Origin of the sequence: Actinoplanes nipponensis (genome assembly GCF_016862275.1) — a bacterium.
Taxonomy (GTDB): Bacteria; Actinomycetota; Actinomycetes; order Mycobacteriales; family Micromonosporaceae; genus Actinoplanes; species Actinoplanes nipponensis.
Map to the genome: position 1 here is coordinate 1 of NZ_BOMQ01000063.1, position 17321 is coordinate 17321.

The 17321-nt window shown below is 73.5% G+C and carries 14 protein-coding genes; 10 read left to right on the plus strand and 4 right to left on the minus strand.

Annotated elements, in window-relative coordinates; genetic code table 11:
* The 6 genes from Ani05nite_RS26565 to Ani05nite_RS26590 all read left to right on the plus strand — a co-directional run.
* Positions 1–303 (plus strand): hypothetical protein (locus Ani05nite_RS26565; RefSeq protein WP_203772685.1); only part of this gene is annotated, 303 nt, incomplete at its 5' end.
* Entirely contained in the window at positions 300–758 is a 459-nt protein-coding gene (locus tag Ani05nite_RS26570; protein ID WP_239130651.1) for a helix-turn-helix domain-containing protein, read from the plus strand. The genes Ani05nite_RS26565 and Ani05nite_RS26570, both read left to right, overlap by 4 nt.
* Positions 755–1114, plus strand: a complete 360-nt coding sequence (locus Ani05nite_RS26575; protein WP_203772688.1) for a DUF4180 domain-containing protein — start codon at positions 755–757, stop codon at positions 1112–1114. The genes Ani05nite_RS26570 and Ani05nite_RS26575 overlap by 4 nt, the downstream gene beginning before the upstream one ends.
* Before the next feature lie 311 nt (positions 1115–1425).
* On the plus strand, positions 1426–1908 hold the full coding sequence (locus Ani05nite_RS26580; RefSeq protein ID WP_203772690.1) for a response regulator transcription factor: 483 nt from the start codon (positions 1426–1428) through the stop codon (positions 1906–1908).
* 66 nt (positions 1909–1974) lie between these two features.
* Complete coding sequence (locus Ani05nite_RS26585; RefSeq protein WP_203772692.1) at positions 1975–3513, plus strand: MFS transporter; 1539 nt, start codon at positions 1975–1977, stop codon at positions 3511–3513.
* Between the two features lie 378 nt (positions 3514–3891).
* Complete coding sequence (locus tag Ani05nite_RS26590) at positions 3892–4935, plus strand: S66 peptidase family protein (RefSeq protein ID WP_239130652.1); 1044 nt, start codon at positions 3892–3894, stop codon at positions 4933–4935.
* Here Ani05nite_RS26590 and Ani05nite_RS26595 read toward each other — a convergent pair.
* The 4 genes from Ani05nite_RS26595 to Ani05nite_RS26610 form a co-directional block, all read right to left on the minus strand.
* Positions 4919–5548: a TetR/AcrR family transcriptional regulator gene (locus Ani05nite_RS26595; RefSeq protein WP_203772696.1), complete on the minus strand. Its 630-nt coding sequence runs from the start codon at positions 5546–5548 to the stop codon at positions 4919–4921. The two genes, Ani05nite_RS26590 and Ani05nite_RS26595, sit on opposite strands and share 17 nt — an antisense overlap.
* A 63-nt stretch (positions 5549–5611) precedes the next feature.
* Positions 5612–5881 carry a DUF6582 domain-containing protein gene (locus Ani05nite_RS26600; RefSeq protein ID WP_203772698.1) on the minus strand — a complete coding sequence of 90 codons (270 nt, stop codon included), beginning with the start codon at positions 5879–5881 and terminating at the stop codon, positions 5612–5614.
* 39 nt (positions 5882–5920) lie between these two features.
* Complete coding sequence (locus tag Ani05nite_RS26605) at positions 5921–6541, minus strand: helix-turn-helix transcriptional regulator (RefSeq protein ID WP_203772700.1); 621 nt, start codon at positions 6539–6541, stop codon at positions 5921–5923.
* Between the two features lie 120 nt (positions 6542–6661).
* Entirely contained in the window at positions 6662–7018 is a 357-nt protein-coding gene (locus tag Ani05nite_RS26610; protein ID WP_203772702.1) for a hypothetical protein, read from the minus strand.
* Between the two features lie 308 nt (positions 7019–7326).
* On the opposite strand from Ani05nite_RS26610, the gene Ani05nite_RS26615 reads away from it, so the two are divergent.
* The 4 genes from Ani05nite_RS26615 to Ani05nite_RS26630 all read left to right on the plus strand — a co-directional run bounded on the left by Ani05nite_RS26615 (position 7327) and on the right by Ani05nite_RS26630 (position 17314).
* Positions 7327–9669 carry an ATP-binding protein gene (locus Ani05nite_RS26615; protein WP_203772704.1) on the plus strand — a complete coding sequence of 781 codons (2343 nt, stop codon included), beginning with the start codon at positions 7327–7329 and terminating at the stop codon, positions 9667–9669.
* Positions 9670–9729: 60 nt separating this feature from the next.
* Positions 9730–13209 carry an ATP-binding protein gene (locus tag Ani05nite_RS26620; RefSeq protein ID WP_203772706.1) on the plus strand — a complete coding sequence of 1160 codons (3480 nt, stop codon included), beginning with the start codon at positions 9730–9732 and terminating at the stop codon, positions 13207–13209.
* A gap of 226 nt (positions 13210–13435) precedes the next feature.
* Positions 13436–14533: an ABC transporter substrate-binding protein gene (locus Ani05nite_RS26625; protein ID WP_203772708.1), complete on the plus strand. Its 1098-nt coding sequence runs from the start codon at positions 13436–13438 to the stop codon at positions 14531–14533.
* A 27-nt stretch (positions 14534–14560) separates the two neighbouring features.
* Entirely contained in the window at positions 14561–17314 is a 2754-nt protein-coding gene (locus tag Ani05nite_RS26630) for an AbfB domain-containing protein (protein WP_203772710.1), read from the plus strand.
* Positions 17315–17321: the final 7 nt, after the last annotated feature.

Sequence of the window (17321 nt, forward strand, 5' to 3'; positions counted from 1 at the left end):
CCAGGCCGCCAGGCCGCCGCGCCGCCCAGGCCGCCGGGCCGCCGCGCCGCCCAGGCCGCCGGGCCGCCGCGCCGCGGGTCCTCAGCGATCGAAGCGATCCGCGAGCCGGTGAACGCGAGCCTCGACCGGTTCGCGGCCGAGCCAAACACGATGGCCACACCGGCCGCGCTGATCGCCGCCGACCCCACCACCCACCTGCCCACACCGGCCGCACTGATCACCGCGGACTCGAACACCACCGCCACGCCAACCGCGCTGGCATGCCGTATCCTTCCCTATCAGGCGGCGGATGAGGTGCGATGAGTAACGATATGTACTCGGTGGAACAGGTGGCGGAGCTGCTGGGGCTGCACGTGCGCACTGTCCGCGCCTACGTCCGGCAGGGCCGGCTCAAGGCCGTCAAGATCGGCAAGCAGTACCGGATCGCCCGCGGGGATCTCGAGGCGCTCATCGGTGCGCCCGCCCCGGCGGCGGCTGGGGCGGGCGGGGCCGGGCATGCCGAGGTGTCCAGCATCGTGCAGATCGACGGTCTTGCGCCCGGTGCGGCCGACCGGCTCAGCACCCTGCTCACCGCCGGCGCCCAGGCGCCCCGGGGCTCCCCCGGGCCGCTGCGCCTGCAGACCATCTACGACGAGGGACGATCCCGGATGAAAATCGTGATCCTGGGCGGTCCGGCCGCCACCGCCGACATTCTCCAGCTGCTCGACGGGCTCCTCGGCCCGGAGAACGGGCTGTTCGGCACGGCGGCCGGCCGATGACCGACCGGCTGGAGCAGCGTCACGGCGTACCGGTGCTGATCTGCGCCCCGGACGGCCCGCCGGTGACCACCGAGCAGGACGCCCTGGACCTCATCGGTGCGGCCTTTTCCCGCAGCGACGTGGTCGCTTTGCCGGTCGCCCGGCTCGACCCGCGGTTCTTCACGCTCGGCACCGGGCTGGCCGGCGCGATCATGCAGAAGTTCGTGAACTACCGGGTCCGGCTCGCGATCGTCGGCGACATCACCGGGCACCTGGCCGGCAGTTCGGCGCTGCGGGCCCTGGTGGAGGAGTCGAACCGGGGGCGGCAGATCTGGTTCGTCACCGACCTCGACGAGTTCGACGCCCACCTGACGTGACGGTGCCGGTTCGTCGCGGGTGGACAGTACGTTTCTAGTGAAGCGGCGAGCTGACTCAGGCGTACCCGATGCTCTGCGGCCAGGCCCGCACCCAGGATCCGACGCCGGACGAGCTGGCCGACGTGCTCTGCCCGGTGCTGCTGCTGGCGCGGCACCACGACGTGGAAGGCTCCGCTGATGCCGGAGGGGCCGGTGAGCCGCGCGGGACACCGCCCGGAGCTCATGTGGGCAAAACCGGGTAACGCCTCAGCGACTGCGGCGGGTGTGCCGATCAGATCTGCAGATCCCGTTCCATGGCTGGAGGTGCTGCCGTGCCCACCGTGCTCATCGCCGACGATGACGCCGACCACCGTGAGCTGATGGCGCTCGCGCTGGCCCGGCTCGGCCACGAGGTCGTGGAGGCTGCCGACGCCGAGGCCGCGCAGCGCGCGATCGAGGCCGGCGGGGTCGACGCGGCGCTGATCGACGTGCGCATGCCGGGCGTCTCCGGCATCGACCTGTGCCGCCGGTTGCGCGCCGACCCGGCCACCGCCGACCTGCCGATCATGCTGGTCAGCGCCGACGTCAACAACTACCGGATCCTGGCCGCGCTGGACGCGGGCGCCGACGACTACCTGACCAAGCCGTACCACCGCGCCGAGCTGTTCGACCGCGTGGAGCTCCTGCTGGCCCGCCGCGGCGCCACCACCACCAGGCCGGCCACGGCCGCGACCGCGGCGCTGCTGGCCGCCCGCGCGGCCCTGCCCCGGGGCGTGCCGGTGCCGCTCCCCCGCCCGGTCCGCCGCACCGCCTGACCGGCCCGCCTTCCGGCGTAGGGTCCGGGACATGAATCTTGCCCGCACCCGTACGGCCGGCGCACGGTGACGGCGGCCCCGATCACCTACCGCAGCGCCACCGGGCGCTGGGTGCTGCTGGCCACCGTGCTGGGTTCGAGCCTGGCGTTCATCGACGCCACGGTGGTCAACATCGCCCTGCCGGCGATCGGCGAGGACCTCGGCGGCGGCGCGGCGGGCCTGCAATGGACCGTCAACGGGTACGCCCTCAGCCTGGCGTCGCTCATCCTGCTCGGCGGCTCGCTCGGCGACCGCTTCGGACGCAAACGGGTGTACCTGATCGGGGTGGGCTGGTTCGCCCTGGCGTCGCTGCTGTGCGGCCTGGCGCAGTCCATGGAGATCCTCGTCGCCGCCCGCGTGCTGCAGGGCATCGGCGGCGCCCTGTTGACCCCCGGCGCGCTGGCCATCCTGGAGGCGTCGTTCGCCCGCGAGGACCGGGCCCGCGCGATCGGCGCCTGGTCGGGGCTGGGCGGCATCGGCGGGGCGCTCGGCCCGTTCCTCGGCGGCTGGCTGGTCGAGGTGGGCAACTGGCGGCTGATCTTCCTGATCAACGTGCCGCTCGCGGCGCTGGTCATGCTGGTCGCGGGCCGGCACGTGCCGGAGTCCCGCAACCCGGCCGCGCCCCGGGAACTCGACGTCGCCGGCGTGCTCACCGGCGCCGCGGGACTGGGCGGCCTGACGTACGGCTTCACCGCCTGGCCCACCCACGGCCCGGGCAGCCCCCAGGTGCTGATCCCGCTCCTGCTCGGCGCCGCCGGCCTGGCCGCGTTCGTGCTGGCCGAACGGCGCTCCCGGCACCCCATGCTACCGCTGGGCATCTTCGGCTCCCGGGCCTTCAGCGGGGCCAACCTGGTCACCTTCCTGGTGTACGCGGCCAACGGCGGCGTCTTCTTCCTGGTGGTGCTCAACCTGCAGGTGGTGGCCGGCTTCAGCCCGCTGGCCGCCGGCCTGGCGCTGCTGCCGGTGACGGTGCTGATGCTGCTGCTGTCGGCCCGCGCCGGCGCCCTCGGCCAGCGCATCGGCCCCCGCCTGCCGATGACCGCGGGGCCGCTGGTCTGCGCGCTGGGCCTGCTGTGGATGAGCCGGATCGGCGCGGGCGCGTCGTACTGGACGGACGTCCTGCCCCCGGTGATCGTCTTCGGCCTGGGCCTGTGCCTGCTGGTGGCCCCGCTGACCGCGACGGCCCTGGGCTCCCTCGACGACCGCTACGCGGGAGTCGCGAGCGGCGTGAACAACGCGGTGGCCCGAGCCGCCGGCCTGCTGGCCGTGGCGGTCCTGCCCTTGGCGGCCGGCATCGGCACGGGCGACTTGACCGACGCGGCGGATCTGCACCCGACGTACCGCAACTCCCTGATGATCTGCGCGGCCCTGATGCTGGCCGGGGCGGCTGTGGCCGGGGCGCTGATCCCTAGCCGCCTTCCGGGCCACGCCTCAGCCACGAAAGAGCACGCTCGCTCCGCTGGAACCAGGACTGCCGACGAGATTGGGCCTGAGCCTGTGGGTGTTCCGAGCCGCCGGTACTGCGACGTGGCGGGGCCGCCGCTGCACCCTCGCAGCGAGGAGTAAGGGGAGCCGGCGTCGGGGTCTTGGTTCGGTTGGGCTGGTGGCGGGAAGGCGGTCGCGCGGCGCTCACACCACGCTCTGACCTTCCTCGCGGATCTTGTTGAGGCTGGGTCAGGTTCCGGGCCATGGCGCATCAAGATTCAGCGACGGGGGATCAAGGGTGGGGTCCGCATCGCGAGCATGACCCGGAAATTCTTTCGCGGCCGCAATGGCGCCGGGCGCGAGCAGCCGAACACGGTGGAGAGGCAGCGCCACTCGGGCGGCAACATCGGCCCGAGGCACAAAGCGCGTGGTGGACAGGGGCGAGGTCAGCGCGACGCCCAGTCGGCACAACGCAAGGTCGCGCGCAAACCACTTGCCCCCCGTACTTGAATGAAGACCATGCCACCCACCTTCCTCTCCCCGCCGAAACTCGCCCCCGGTGACCGGGTCGCGGTCGTCTCGCCCGCGCACGCCGCCCCCGCCCTCTTCCCCGCCGTGCACGAGCAGGGACTGCGGCGCCTCCGCGAGACCTTCGGCCTGGAGCCGGTCGAGTATCCGAGCACCCGCCGGCAGTCCTCCGCCGCGGCGCGGGCCGAGGATCTGATGGCCGCCTACGCCGATCCGGCCATCCGCGCGGTGTTCGCGACGATCGGCGGGGACGACCAGATCACCGTGTTGCGGCATCTCGATCCGGCGCCGTTCCGGGCCGATCCCAAGCCTTTCTTCGGCTACTCCGACAACACCAACCTGTTGAACTGGCTCTGGACGCACGGCGTCGCCGCCTATCACGGAATGTCCACGATGGTGCAGCTCGGCCGGGGCGGCGGGGTGCAGCAGCCGACCGTGGATTCGCTGCGGGCGGCGCTGTTCACCGGCGGTGACCTGGAGGTTCGCCCGGTGGAGCAGTTCAGCGACGAGGAGGTGCCGTGGACCGAGCCGGCGGCGCTGACCGAGGCTCCGGAGCCTTATCCGAGCCCGGGGCGGGTGTGGCACCGGGCCGATCGGGTGGTGAGCGCGCCGACGTGGGGCGGCAACCTGGAGATTCTGCACTGGACGCTGGCGGCCGGCCGCTGGGTGCGGCCGGCCGAGGACTACGCCGGGTGTGTGCTGCTGCTGGAGACGTCCGAGGAGATGCCGCCGGATACCGACGTGTTCCGGATGCTGCGCAACTTCGGCGAGCGCGGCCTGCTGGAGCAGTTCCCGGCGATCGTCGTGGCCACCGCCAAGGGGACCGTGTTCAGCGATCCGCGGCCGCGGGAGGAGCGGGACCGGTACCGGGAGGCGCAGCGGGCGGCCGTGCTGCGGGCGGTCGAGGCTTACAACCCCGGCGCGATGGTCGTTTTCGGGGTGGACTTCGGGCACACGAATCCACAGTGGGTGTTGCCGTACGGCGGGCGGCTCACCGTGGACGGGCCGGCGCGGCGGATCATCGCGCACTTCTGAGGGCGTCGACCTCGGCCGCGAAGAAGTGGTCGGGGTCCAGCCCCAGCGAGCGGAAGTTGCCGGCGATCTCCAGGCTGACGAAGCCGTGCAGCCGGCTCCAGGCGGCGACCGCGTGCAGGGTGACCGCCGGGTCGGTCCCGTCGGCGCCGCGTTCGTGCGCCCAGTGGCGCAGCTCCCCGGCCAGCGGCGGCGCCGGTTCCGGGCCCGCGCCGACGCCGGAGAGCAGGACGTCCACCGCCCGTTGCGCCGCGCCGGCCAGCCGTTCGTCGTGGGCGTCGAAGCCGGGCAGGGGCGCGCCGAACAGCAGCCGGTAGCGGTGCGGGTGCGCGGTCGCCCAGGTCCGGTAGGCCGCCGCCAGCGCCGGCAGGCGGCGGGCGGCGGCGGAGATCGCCGCGGTCAGGTCGGCGTACGCGTCCAGGATCAGCTCGGTGAGCAGCGCGTCCCGGCCGGAGAAGTAGCGGTAGAGGGCGGGTCCGGAGACGCCGAGTTCCTTGGCGATCGCGTTGAGGGACAGCGCGCCGGGGCCGCCCTCGGCGAGCTGGCGCAGCGCAACGTCCTTGACCTCCTGGCGCATCTGCGCCCGGAACCGGTCCCTGATCCCTCCCGCACTCATGGGGCAACGTTACAGCCGTGGTTCAAGGTGAGAACCTTTAACTCACCGGCCCGCGCGCCGCGGTCAGCTGCCGAACTCGCGCCAGCTCCGCTCGGTCATCTCGATCTTGTAGTGCGCGGCCGCCGCCTTGATGTTCTCGAAGGCCTGGTCCCGCTCGGCGTCGGTGACGCCCTTGGTCTGGTTGAAGCGGGCCATCGCGTTGCGCACGTGGTCGGCGTCGGTCAGGGGCTCCTTGCGCTTGCCCGGGAAGGCGTAGGCGCTGTCCGGGAGTTCCTTGCGGTCCGCGGCGGACAGGGCGCCGTGCTCGTCCACGGGCTTCCAGGTCTTGGCCATGCGAGGGCTACTACCCCGGCGCCGCCGCCGGCAAAACGGTCAGATCATTCCGGTACGCAGCGCGTACGCGACCGCGTGGGAACGGTTGCGCAGGTTCAGCCGGTGCGTCAGCCCGTAGATGACGTTCTTGACCGTGCGCTCCGAGTAGCACAGCCGGCCGGCGATCTCGCTGGTGTCCAGGCCGTCGGCCATCAGCCGGAGCACGTCGAGCTCGCGCGGGGTGAGGCCGGACGAGGTGAGCCCGTGCGGCGTCAGCACGTCGCGCTGCAGGCGCTCGATGTGCTTGAGCAGCTCGCCGACCAGGTTGGGGGGCATCACGCCACCGCCGGACGCCGCCGCGAGCACGCTGTGGGCCAGCCGCTCGGCGGTGACCGCGGCGCGGGGCAGCACGGCGACCACCCGGCATTCGACCGCGGTGAGCAGTTCCGCCTCGTTGATCTCGGGGGCGACCAGCACGACCGGCACCCCGGGCCCGGTGGCCGAGCGGCGCAGCGTGGCCACCACGTCGGTGCTCAGCCGGTCGGCCGAGAGGACCAGCACCGCGGCCCCGGCCCGGTCGGCGGGCACGAGGGTGAACTCCGGCCGGGACTGGAGAAAGCTGGCGAGTCCCGCGTGGCTGAGCGGGTCCGTCGCCTGCAGGGCGACCCGAACCTGGTCCACGGCTACCTCCGGTTGATCGATGCGGCCGGGCCCATCTTCCGGAGGTGGCCTTCAGGAAACCTTCACGCGACCTTCACGGCCGGCGGCCCGCCGCCCACTGCGGCGGATCGACGCAGCTCATTACCGGTTTTCGCGGCGGCCGCCGGATTCCGGCGCGGCGCTGGCCCGCCGCAGGGCGGCGATGTACATCGGCAGTTCGGCGGCGGCCCGGGCTAATTGACCGGGCGCCAATTGTTCGGTGAAAACGGCGTCGACGACATCGCGGGCCAGATCGCCGGGGAGGTCGCCGACCCGGCGCGCGGGTATTTGCTGCCAGATTCCGAGAATGCGCAGCCGCGCGCGGATCTGGGCCAGGGTGCGCTCCAGGCCCACGATGGCGGCCTCGGCGTCCACGGCGTCGACGACCAGCCGGCCCTCCGCGGCGAGGTGCAGGAACAGTTCCCCGGCGAACGGCAGGGCAGGCCCGTCCCCGCTCATCTGGCCTCCTCGCCCGGGTTGCCGGTCAGCCGCTTCCCGACGAGGACGCGCCGGGCGGCCGGCCGGCGGGCCACGCCGCCGGTCGCCAGCGAGTCCATCAGGACCACGCGTCGCACGGAACCTGTCGCGGGCCGGAGTGCCCCGACCCACCAGTAACTCTGCCCAGCGGGCCGGCCGCGATCGGCCGGAAAGCGCGTAGTGATTTCGTGACGCAAAGAAAAGAGAGAAGGAGCGGTATTCGGCGCTTGCCGGCATCGGGTAGGAATGGCGTCATCGGGCGGCGCGAATATCACGAGGTTGGGAAAGCCATGACGGCGGAGCACGAGGGCCTGGACCTTCGCCTGCTGGGACCGGTACGGGCGTGGCGGGGCGGCCGCGAGCTCCGGCTGGGATCGGCGCGCCGGGCCGCGGTGCTCGCGGTGCTGGCCCTGCACGCCGGTCACGCGGTCTCCCGGCAGCAGCTGGTCACCGCGCTGTGGGGGGACGAGCCCCCGGCGAGCGCGACGGGCAACGTCTACACGTACGTCTCCACCCTGCGCCGGGTGGTGGAGCCGGGACGGGACCGCTGGGCCGCCGGCCGGGTGCTGACCTCCGGCGGCGGCACGTACTGCCTGCACGTGCGGGAACAGGACGTGGACGCGTTCCGGTTCGAGGCGTTGCGCGAGGAGAGCCGGCGGCACCGGACGGCCGGTGACCGGCTCGCCGAGCTGGCCGCGCTGGAGGCGGCGACGCGGCTGTGGCGGGGCGACGCGCTGTCCGGGGTGCCCGGCCCGTACGCCGCCGCCCAGCGCCTGCGGCTCGGCGAGTTGCGGCTGGCCAGCGCCGAACGGCAGGCGGCCCTGCTGCTGGAACTGGGCCGCCACGAGGAGGCCGTCGCGGCGCTGCGGCTGCTGGTGCGGGCGTACCCGTTGCAGGAGACGTTGCACGGCATGCTGATGACCGCGCTGTGCGCCGGCGGGCGCCGGGCCGAGGCGCTGCGGGTGCACGACGACCTGGGCGAGGCGCTGCGGGAGGCGACCGGCACCGTGCCCGGCGCCGCGCTGCGGGCCATCCGGCTGCGGATCCTCACCGGCACGGAGGTGGCGCCCGGACCGGCCCGCGGCCCCGCCGGCCCGGCCGCCGCCGCGCCGGCGACCTTGACCGGCCGCGACGCCGAGCTGCGCGGGCTGCGCGCGGCCCTGCGCGACGTGGCCGCCGGCCGGGGTCGCAGCATCCGCGTCGAGAGCACCCCCGGCATGGGCAAGTCGGCGCTGCTGGCCGGGGCGCTGGGCGGCTCCCGGCCGGCCGGGATCCGGGTGGGCCGGGGCGTCGGGGACGAGCTGGCCCACCGGATGCCACTGGGGGTGCTGCTGGAATGCGCCGAGTCGGCGATGTCCGGCGACGCGACCCGGGAGCTGGTGCGGCGGCTCTTCACGGTGGCCGCCGACGCGCTCGACGGCCCGGCGCCGCGCACCGTACGGCGGGCGGTGGACCTCATCCGGCGGGCCGCCGCCGAGGCCCCGCTGGTCCTGGTGGCCGACGACCTGCATCGCGCCGATCCCGGCACGCTGCGGGTCTGGGCCGCGCTGCACGCGCTGACCCGCGAGCTGCCGCTGCTGCTGCTCGCCTCCGCCCGGCCCGGCGACCCGGCCCTGGCCGACGTGCCCGCCGACGAGATCGTCTCGCTGGCGCCGCTCACCGCCGGGGAGGCGTCGGCGCTGGTGCGGGCGGTGGCGCCGGAGCCGTTCGACCCGCGCGCCCGGGAGCGGCTGCTCGCCGAGGGCGGCGGCAACCCGTACTACCTGCGGCACCTGGCGGCGACCCGGCACGACGACGGCGAGCGGGGTGCGCCGCCGGCCGAGCTGGTCGCCGCCGTGGACGCGCACCTCGCCCCGTTCGACGAGGAGACCCGGCACCTGCTGCGGGCCGCCGCGTTCCTCGGCGACCGCTGCACCGTCGCCGAGATCGCCACCGTGACCGATCAGCCGGCGGCACGAGTGCGGCACGTCCTGCGGCCGGCCCGAGCCGCGGCCGTGCTCACCGACGACCCGGAGGTGCTGGTCTTCCGGCACCCGGTGGTGCGGCGGGTGCTGCACGAGAGCACCCCGGCGGCACTGCGGATCATGCTGCACCGGTCGTTCGCCGGCCGGCTCGCCGAGGCCGGCGGGGCGCCGGACCGGGTGGCCGGGCAGCTGCTGGCCGGGCCGGTGCCGCTGGACCCCGCGGCGAGCCGCTGGCTCGCCGGGCACCTCGATCAGCTCTCGGCGCGGGTCCCGCAGGTCGCGGTGAGCCTGCTCAGCCGGGTACGCACGGAGCCCGCCCTCGACGAGCAGTCCCGGCTCGACCTGACCGCGCGGCTGGCCCGGCTGCTCGACCGCCAGCGCCGGGACGCGGTCGCCGAGGCCGGTTGGGTCGCGGCCCGGACCACGGACGTGGCGGTCGAGGCGGAGATGCGCTGGATCATGGCGTGCGGCCTCGAACGGCGCGGCGAGCACGTCGCGGCGGCCGACGTGGTGCGGGCGGTGCTCAGCGCCCGCCGGTTGCCGGAGCCGTGGTTGTTCCGGTTCCGGATGATGATCACCCGGCTCCGGCCGCACCTGCCCGGCGAGCCGACCGCGCCCGGGCTCAGCCGGGCGGCCCTGCTGGGTGACAGAGTTTCTGTTATCCGCTGACCCGTACCCCGGTCTCCTCCGCCGGAGGCAGGCCCCGCCGCCGCGGCTATCGGAGGACAGATGACGGACTCCCCGCCCGAGCAGCTCCGGGTGTCGGTCCTGGGTCCGCTGCGGGCCTGGTACGGCGACCGGGAGCTCGCCCTCGGTCCCGCCCGCCAGCGCGCCCTGTTCGCCGTGCTGGTCGCGGAGGCCAACCGGCTGGTCAGCCGGGACGAGATCATCGAGGCGGTGTGGGGCGCCGCCGCGCCGGCGACCGCCCCCGGCAGTGTCTACACGTACGTCTCCGGGCTGCGGCGGGTGCTCGCCGCGGCTCCGGGCCACCCGCCGGCGGCCGGCGTGCTCACCTCCGGCCCGGCCGGGTACTCGCTGCGGATCGATCCCGGTCGGCTGGACAGCGAGCGGTTCGCCCGGCTCTGCGCCCGCGCCGACGAGGTGCGGGCCGCGGGCGACCCGGCCGCCGCGGCGGGCCTGCTCGACGAGGCGTTGCGGTTGTGGCACGGCGCCGCGTACGCGGAGATCACCGGCGACCGGATCGAGCTGGAGCGGACCCGCCTGACCGAGCTGCGGCTGGCCGCCGTCGAGCGCCGGGCCCGCATCGCGATGGAGCTCGGCGACGACGGCCTCGTGGCGGAGCTGGCCGGGCTGGTCCGCGACCATCCCCTGCACGAGACGCTGCACGAGTTGCTGATCCAGGCGCTGTACCGGGCCGGGCGCAGCGCCGACGCCCTGGAGGCGTTCCAGGCGGCGCGCCGGGTCCTCGGGGCCGAGCTGGGGGTCGAGCCGGGGCCGGCGTTGCGCGAGTTGCAGCGCCGGGTGCTGGACGGTTCGATGGCGCCGGCCGAGCCCCCGGCGCCGCCCGCCGCGGTCGTGCCCATCCCGGTGGCCCGGGCGGTCCGGGACGGGCTGTCCGGCCGGCCGCTGTTCGGGCGGGCCGACGAGGTCGGTTTGCTGCGCGGGCTGGTCCGGGCGACCGCGGACGGCGCCGGGGCGGCGGTGTGGATCGACGGGGAGCCCGGCATCGGCAAGACCGAGGTGCTGACCCGCGCCCTGAGCGACGCGGCCGAGGCCGGCTGCGCCCTGTGCTGGGGCGTGGCCGGCGAGCTGGACCGGCACACGCCGTTGCAGGTGCTCCTGCGCGCGCTCGGCCTCACGGCCACCTCGGACGATCCGCGCCGGGCCGCGCTTGCCGCGGAGCTGCACGCCGCCTCCGGGGACGGCGACGACGACGCGGGGCCGGCGCTGGCGGCCGAACGGGTGCTGGCCTACCTGCGGTCGGCCTGCGCGGCCACCCCCGTCGTGCTGGTCGTGGACGACCTGCAGTGGGCCGACGAGGCCACCGTGCTGCTCTGGGACCGGCTGGTCACGGCCACCCGGCAGATGCCGTTGCTGCTGGTCGCGGCGGCGCGCCCGGAGCCGAACGGGCGCGCCTTGGCCCGGTTGCGCCGCGGGGTGCGCACGGGCGGGGGCCACGTGCTGAGCCTGGGGGCGCTGTCCGGGCCGGCCACCGAGCAGCTGGTCGCGGCCGTGGTCGGCGCCCCGGTCGGCCCGCACCTGCGGACGGTGGTCGGCCATTCCGGCGGCAATCCGCTCTGTGCCCGGGAGATGGCCGCGGCGCTGGTCCGCCGGGGTGTCGTGACCGTCGCGGGCGGCCGGGCCGACATCGACGAGTCGGTGCCGGTGCGGGCGCCGGAGTCGCTGCTCGCGGTGGTCCGGACCACGCTGGACTTCCTCACCGGGGACACCCGGGAGGTGCTGCGGCTGGCCGCGCTGCTGGGCACCGAGTTCGCCGTCGACGACGTCGTCGCGGTGACCGGCCGGCCGGCGTTCCGGCTGATGGCCAACCTGGAGGAGGCGCTGGCGGCCAACGTCGTGGTGGACGCGGGCACCGAGCTGGCCTTCCGGCACCCGTTCCTGCGCGAGGCGCTGTACGAGAGCATCCCCCGCGCGGTCCGGGCGACGCTGCACCGCCGTACCGCCGAGATCCTCGCCACCGGCGGCAGCCCGGTGACCCGGGTGGCCGAGCAACTGGCCGCCGTGCCACCGGTGCCCGACGCCTGGGTGACCGGCTGGCTCACCGACCATCACGCCGAGGTGGTCAAGCGGATCCCGGGAACCGCCCGGGAGCTGATCCGGCTGGTGCTCGGCACCGGCCTGCCGAGCGCGCGGCAGCGGGAGACGCTGTTGATCGCCCTGGTGAAGGTCGAGTTCCGCGACGGGCGCTATCCCATCGACGAGGCGCGCGAGGCGCTGTCGGTCGCCACCGATCCGGCCGACCGGGCCGAGATGCGGCAGCTGCTGGCGGCGATGCGGTTCCGCCGGGGCGAGCCCGGCCCGGCCATCGAGGCGCTGACCGGCGCGATCGAGGACCCGGCGACCCCCGAGATCTGGCGGACCCGGCACCGGGTGCTGCTGGCCAACTTCCGCCGCGGTTCCCTGGACGACCTGGACCGCGCGGACCGGACCGCCCGGCAGGTGCACGACGAGGCGGTGGCGGCGCGCCGGCCCTACGAGGCGGCGTTCGCCCTGCAGACGACGTGGCTGACCAACTCGATCCGCCGCGACCACGAGCGGGCCCTGGAGTACGTGGACCGGGCCCTGGAGATCATGCGGGACCATCCCACCTTCGCCGGCATGTACTTCGACCTGCTCGACAACCGCATGTTCACGCTGCAGAACCTGGACCGGCTGGACGAGGCCGAGCGGACCCTGCGCGAGGCGACCCTGTTCGCGATCCGGCACCGGTTGCCGGCCGGTCTCCAGGTCGCCTCCGCGGTGCAGTACTACTGGCTGGGCCGCTGGGACGACGCGACCGCCGAGGTCAGCGCGGTGGATGACGACGGGCCCGGGGTCACGTTCCTGGGGATGCGCGAGCCGGGCGCGGTGGGGATGCTGCTGCACGGCGTCGCGGCGCTGATCGCCGGCCACCGCGAGGACGGGGGTCTGGCCGCGGCGCACCTGGACGCCGCGAACGCGCTGCCGGTGACCGACGCCGAGCGGGAGAGCTGCGACTTCCTGCTGGTCGCGCGCGCCCTGGCGGCCGAGCAGCAGGACCGGCCGGGGGCCGCCCTGCGGGAGCTGGCGCCGCTGCTGACCCCGGCGTACGCCCCGATGATGCTGCGCCATCAGTGGCTGCCCGACGCGCTGCGGCTGGCCCTGCGCACCGACCGGCGGGACGTGGCCGAGCGGGCGGCGGCCATCTGTGCCGCCGAGGCGGCCCAGGAGGTGCGCCCGGCCCGGGCGTTCGCGGCGGCGGCCCGGTGCCGGGCGTTGCTGACCGAGGACCCGGAGCCGGCGCTGGCCGCGGCCGCGCACTACCGGGCGGTGGGGCGGGTGCCCGAGCTGGCCGCGGCCCTGGAGGACGCGGCGGTGCTGCTGGCCGCGAACCGCCGTCCGCACGAGGCGGCGGCGACCGGTGGCGAGGCGGCTGAGTTCTACACGGTGCTGGGTGCGCGGTGGGACCTGCGCCGGACCCGGCTGCGGCTGAGCGAGTACGGCGTCGAGCCGGCCCGCGGCACGATTCCGCGAGCCACCGTCCGCTGAGGACCGTCGATGTCCAAATGTGAGCGGTAACAAATCTGTCGACACAGGCTACGCACCGTAGTGCCAAGCTCCTGAGCTGCTCTTTCACCGCGATCAACGCGTTTCTCAGGAGAGTTGCGCGTTCGGTTCTGGTTGTTTGTGACGGTGACCTTGACAGGAAAAGTTCGATAGTGCGTGAATGTGTTTCCAGATAGTAAAGCTTCTATACCGCTTTTGAGGAGCCCCCATGACCAGGTTGTCCGGACACTGGAGACCGGCCGCCCTCTCCCTCGGCACGGCGCTGATCGTGCTCGCCGGCGCGGGCGCTTGCGCCAAGTCCGAGGACAGCGACACCCCGGCCGCGGGCGGCGCGCCCGCCTCCGCCGGTGCCCAGGTCGTCCAGTCCGCCGCGCCCGGCGCGGCGACCTGCACGCTGGAGCAGTTCGGCGGCAGCAAGGTCGACCTCAAGACCGCCAAGATCGGCTTCTCGCAGTCGGAGAAGGAGGCGAACCCGTTCCGGATCGCCGAGACCCAGTCCATCAAGGACGAGGCGGCCAAGCTCGGCATCCCCACCGGCAACCTGCTCACCACCAACGCCAATTCGCAGTTCAACAAGCAGATCAGCGACGTCGAGCAGATGATCGACTCGGGCGTGCGGCTGCTGGTGATCGCCCCGCTGAACTCCGACGGCTGGGACTCGGTCTTCGCCAAGGCCGCGGCCAAGAAGGTCCCGATCATCACCATCGATCGCAAGATCAACGCCACGCCCTGCCGGGACTACCTGACGTTCATCGGCTCGAACTTCGAGGAGCAGGGCAAGCGGGCGGCCGACAAGCTGGCCGCCGCGCTGGGCAACAAGGGCCAGGTGGCGATCCTGCTCGGCGCGCCCGGTAACAACGTCACCACGCTGCGCACCAAGGGCTTCAAGGACCAGATCGCCAAGGTGGCCCCGGACATCAAGCTGGTGTTCGAGCAGACCGGCCAGTTCTCCCGCGAGGAGGGCCAGAAGGTCACCGAGCAGCTGCTGCAGTCCAAGTCGGACATCAACGGCATCTACGCGGAGAACGACGAGATGGGCCTCGGCGCCGAGGTCGCGCTCAAGGGCGCGGGCAAGAAGGCCGGCGACGTCAAGATCGTCTCCATCGACGGCACCAAGGGCGCGGTCCAGGGCATCGCCGACGGCTGGTTCTCCGCCGTCATCGAGTCGAACCCGCGCTTCGGCCCGCTGGCCTTCCAGACCGCCACCAAGTTCTTCAACGGCGAGCCGATCCCCGCGGACATCATCATCTCCGACCGCGAGTACGACGAGAGCAACGCCAAGACGGACCTCGCCAGCGCCTACTGAGTCACCCTCTCCCCCAGGAGTGCTCTCATGACCGTTCCCCGCTCCCGGACGTGGCGGCGCCTCATCGCCACGACCACCGCCGCCCTCGCCGCCTCCGCCGGTGCGCTGATCGCCACCACCGCCCCGGCCGCGGCCTTCGTCCCCAAAACTCCCCCGCTGACGACCCCGTGGACCAACCAGGTCTCGACCACCAACCCGCTGCCGGAATACCCCCGCCCGCAGCTGACCCGGCCCGACTGGCAGAGCCTGAACGGCATCTGGCAGTTCGCCGGGGCGTCGAACATCAACACGCCGCCGGTGAACACGACGCTGGGCGAAGAGGTACTCGTTCCGTACCCGATCGAGAGCGCTCTCTCGGGCATCATGCGCCATGAGAACTACATGTACTACCGCAGAACGTTCACCGTTCCGGCCGGCTGGTCCGGCCGGAACGTGAACCTCAACTTCGGCGCCGTGGACTGGCAGTCCAAGGTCTGGGTGAACGGCACCCTGCTCGGCACCCACGAGGGCGGCTACGACAAGTTCTCCTACGACGTCACGGGCGCCCTGCGGGCCGGCGCCAACGAGGTCATCGTCGGGGTCTGGGATCCCACCGACGGCCAGGACATCCCGGTCGGCAAGCAGCGCACCAACCGCGGCGGCATCTGGTACACGCCGTCGTCGGGCATCTGGCAGACCGTCTGGCTCGAGCCGACCAACCCGGCCCGGATCACCCGGCTGGACACCACCCCGAACGTCGCCGCCGGCGCGCTCGACCTGGTGGTGCAGGCGGCCAACGCGAACGGCCAGGCGGTCACCGCCCAGGTGCTCACCGGCGGCACGGTGGTCGGCACAGCCACCGGTACGGTCGGTGCGTCCCTGCGCGTCCCGGTCCCCAACGCCCGTCTGTGGAGCCCGGACGACCCCTTCCTGTACGACCTGAGGGTCACCCTCGCCTCCGGTGACGCGGTGGGCGGCTACTTCGGCATGCGCTCGCTGGGCAAGGCCATGCTCGGCGGCACCCTGCGCCCGACCCTCAACGGCAAGTTCGTCTTCCAGCTCGGCACCCTGGACCAGGGCTTCTGGCCGGACGGCATCTACACCGCGCCCACCGACGCCGCCCTGCGCTTCGACCTGGAACAACAGAAGGCGCTCGGATTCACCATGGTCCGCAAGCACATCAAGGTGGAGAGCGACCGCTGGTTCTACCACGCGGACCGGCTCGGCCTGATGGTCTGGCAGGACATGCCGGCGCTGGCCAGCGGCCGGGAGCCCTCGGCGGCCGGGCGCACCCGGTACGAGAAGGAACTCAAGGAGATGGTCGACGAGCACAAGGGCATCACGTCGATCGTCCAGTGGGTGCCGTTCAACGAGGGCTGGGGCGAGTACGACGCCGGCCGCATCGCCGATCTGGTCAAGAGCTGGGACGCGACCCGGCTGGTGAACCACAACTCGGGCTCCAACTGCTGCGACTCCGACCCGGACCCGGGCAACGGCGACGTGATCGACGACCACATGTACGTCGGCCCCGGCATCACCCGCGCGCCCAGCGCCACCCGCATCGCGGTCAACGGCGAGTACGGCGGCCTCGGCCTGCGCGTGCCGAACCACGAGTGGCCGACCGCGGGCAAGTTCGCCTACGAGTGGCTGCCCGACGCCACCGCGCTGACCAACCGCTACGTGCAGATCACCGGCAAGCTGGCCGACCTCATCGCGGCCAACGGCCTGTCCGGCTCCGTCTACACCGAACCGACGGACGTCGAGGAGGAGCTGAACGGCTTCTACACCTACGACCGGCAGGTGCAGAAGATGAACTTCGCCAGCGTGCGGGCGGTCAACCTGCGGGTGCTCGGCGCGGCGGCCGGCACCACGCTGCCGGTCGGCCGGCTGGCCTCGCTGCGGGTGACGACTCCGGGCTACACCGACCGGTACCTGCGGCACGCGAACGGCGCCGCGGTCACCTCGGTGATCAACGCGTCCAGTCCGGCCGGCGACAAGCAGGACGCCACGTTCTGGGTCCGCCCGGGGTTGTCCGACAGCGCCTGCTATTCGTTCGAGTCGCGCAACTTCCCGGGGCAGTACCTGCGGCACCGGGCGTACCGGGTCTACCGGGAGGCGAACACCGGCGACACCTTCACCGCGGACGCCACTTTCTGTGCCCGGCCCGGCCTGTCCGGCGGCGGCACCTCGCTGGAGGCGGCGAACATGGCCGGCTACTACCTGCGGCACCGCAACGCCGAGGTCTGGATGGACCAGAACACCGGCGGCTCGTTCACCAACGACGCGACCTGGACCGTGGGCAACCCGCTGTGGCGCAGCGGCGCGGACCTGGCCGTCGGGCAGAAGCGGTCGTTCCGGGTGACCACCGCCGGCTACGACAACCGCTACCTGCGGCACCGGGACTCGCTGGCTCGTACCGACGTGATCAGCACGAGCAGTGCGCTCGTCGACCGGCAGGACGCCACCTTCACCGTGCGCGCCGGGCTGGCCGACAGCACCTGCTACACGTTCGAGTCGGTGAACTTCCCGGGCCGCTACCTGCGGCACGCCAACTACCGGCTGCAGACGGCCACCAACGACGGCACGGCCACGTTCGCGCAGGACGCCACCTTCTGCGCCCAGCCGGGCCGGAACGGCGGCGGCGGGAACGTGTCGCTGGAGTCGATCAACTACCCCGGCTATCACTGGCGGCACTACGCGGAGGCCGTCTACATCGCCACCGACGGCGGCGGCAACGCCTGGGACAACCCGGCCGGCTACGCCGCCGACGTCACCTGGAACAACGCCGCCCCGCTGGGGTAGCGCCGAG

Coding starts and splice junctions, on each gene's coding strand:
- Ani05nite_RS26610 (WP_203772702.1), bottom strand. CDS start 7,018: ATGAGCGGGGACGGGCCTGCCCTGCCGTTCGCCGGGGAACTGTTCCTG.
- Ani05nite_RS26620 (WP_203772706.1), top strand. CDS start 9,730: ATGACGGACTCCCCGCCCGAGCAGCTCCGGGTGTCGGTCCTGGGTCCG.
- Ani05nite_RS26625 (WP_203772708.1), top strand. CDS start 13,436: ATGACCAGGTTGTCCGGACACTGGAGACCGGCCGCCCTCTCCCTCGGC.
- Ani05nite_RS26630 (WP_203772710.1), top strand. CDS start 14,561: ATGACCGTTCCCCGCTCCCGGACGTGGCGGCGCCTCATCGCCACGACC.
- Ani05nite_RS26570 (WP_239130651.1), top strand. CDS start 300: ATGAGTAACGATATGTACTCGGTGGAACAGGTGGCGGAGCTGCTGGGG.
- Ani05nite_RS26590 (WP_239130652.1), top strand. CDS start 3,892: ATGCCACCCACCTTCCTCTCCCCGCCGAAACTCGCCCCCGGTGACCGG.
- Ani05nite_RS26595 (WP_203772696.1), bottom strand. CDS start 5,548: ATGAGTGCGGGAGGGATCAGGGACCGGTTCCGGGCGCAGATGCGCCAG.
- Ani05nite_RS26615 (WP_203772704.1), top strand. CDS start 7,327: ATGACGGCGGAGCACGAGGGCCTGGACCTTCGCCTGCTGGGACCGGTA.
- Ani05nite_RS26600 (WP_203772698.1), bottom strand. CDS start 5,881: ATGGCCAAGACCTGGAAGCCCGTGGACGAGCACGGCGCCCTGTCCGCC.
- Ani05nite_RS26575 (WP_203772688.1), top strand. CDS start 755: ATGACCGACCGGCTGGAGCAGCGTCACGGCGTACCGGTGCTGATCTGC.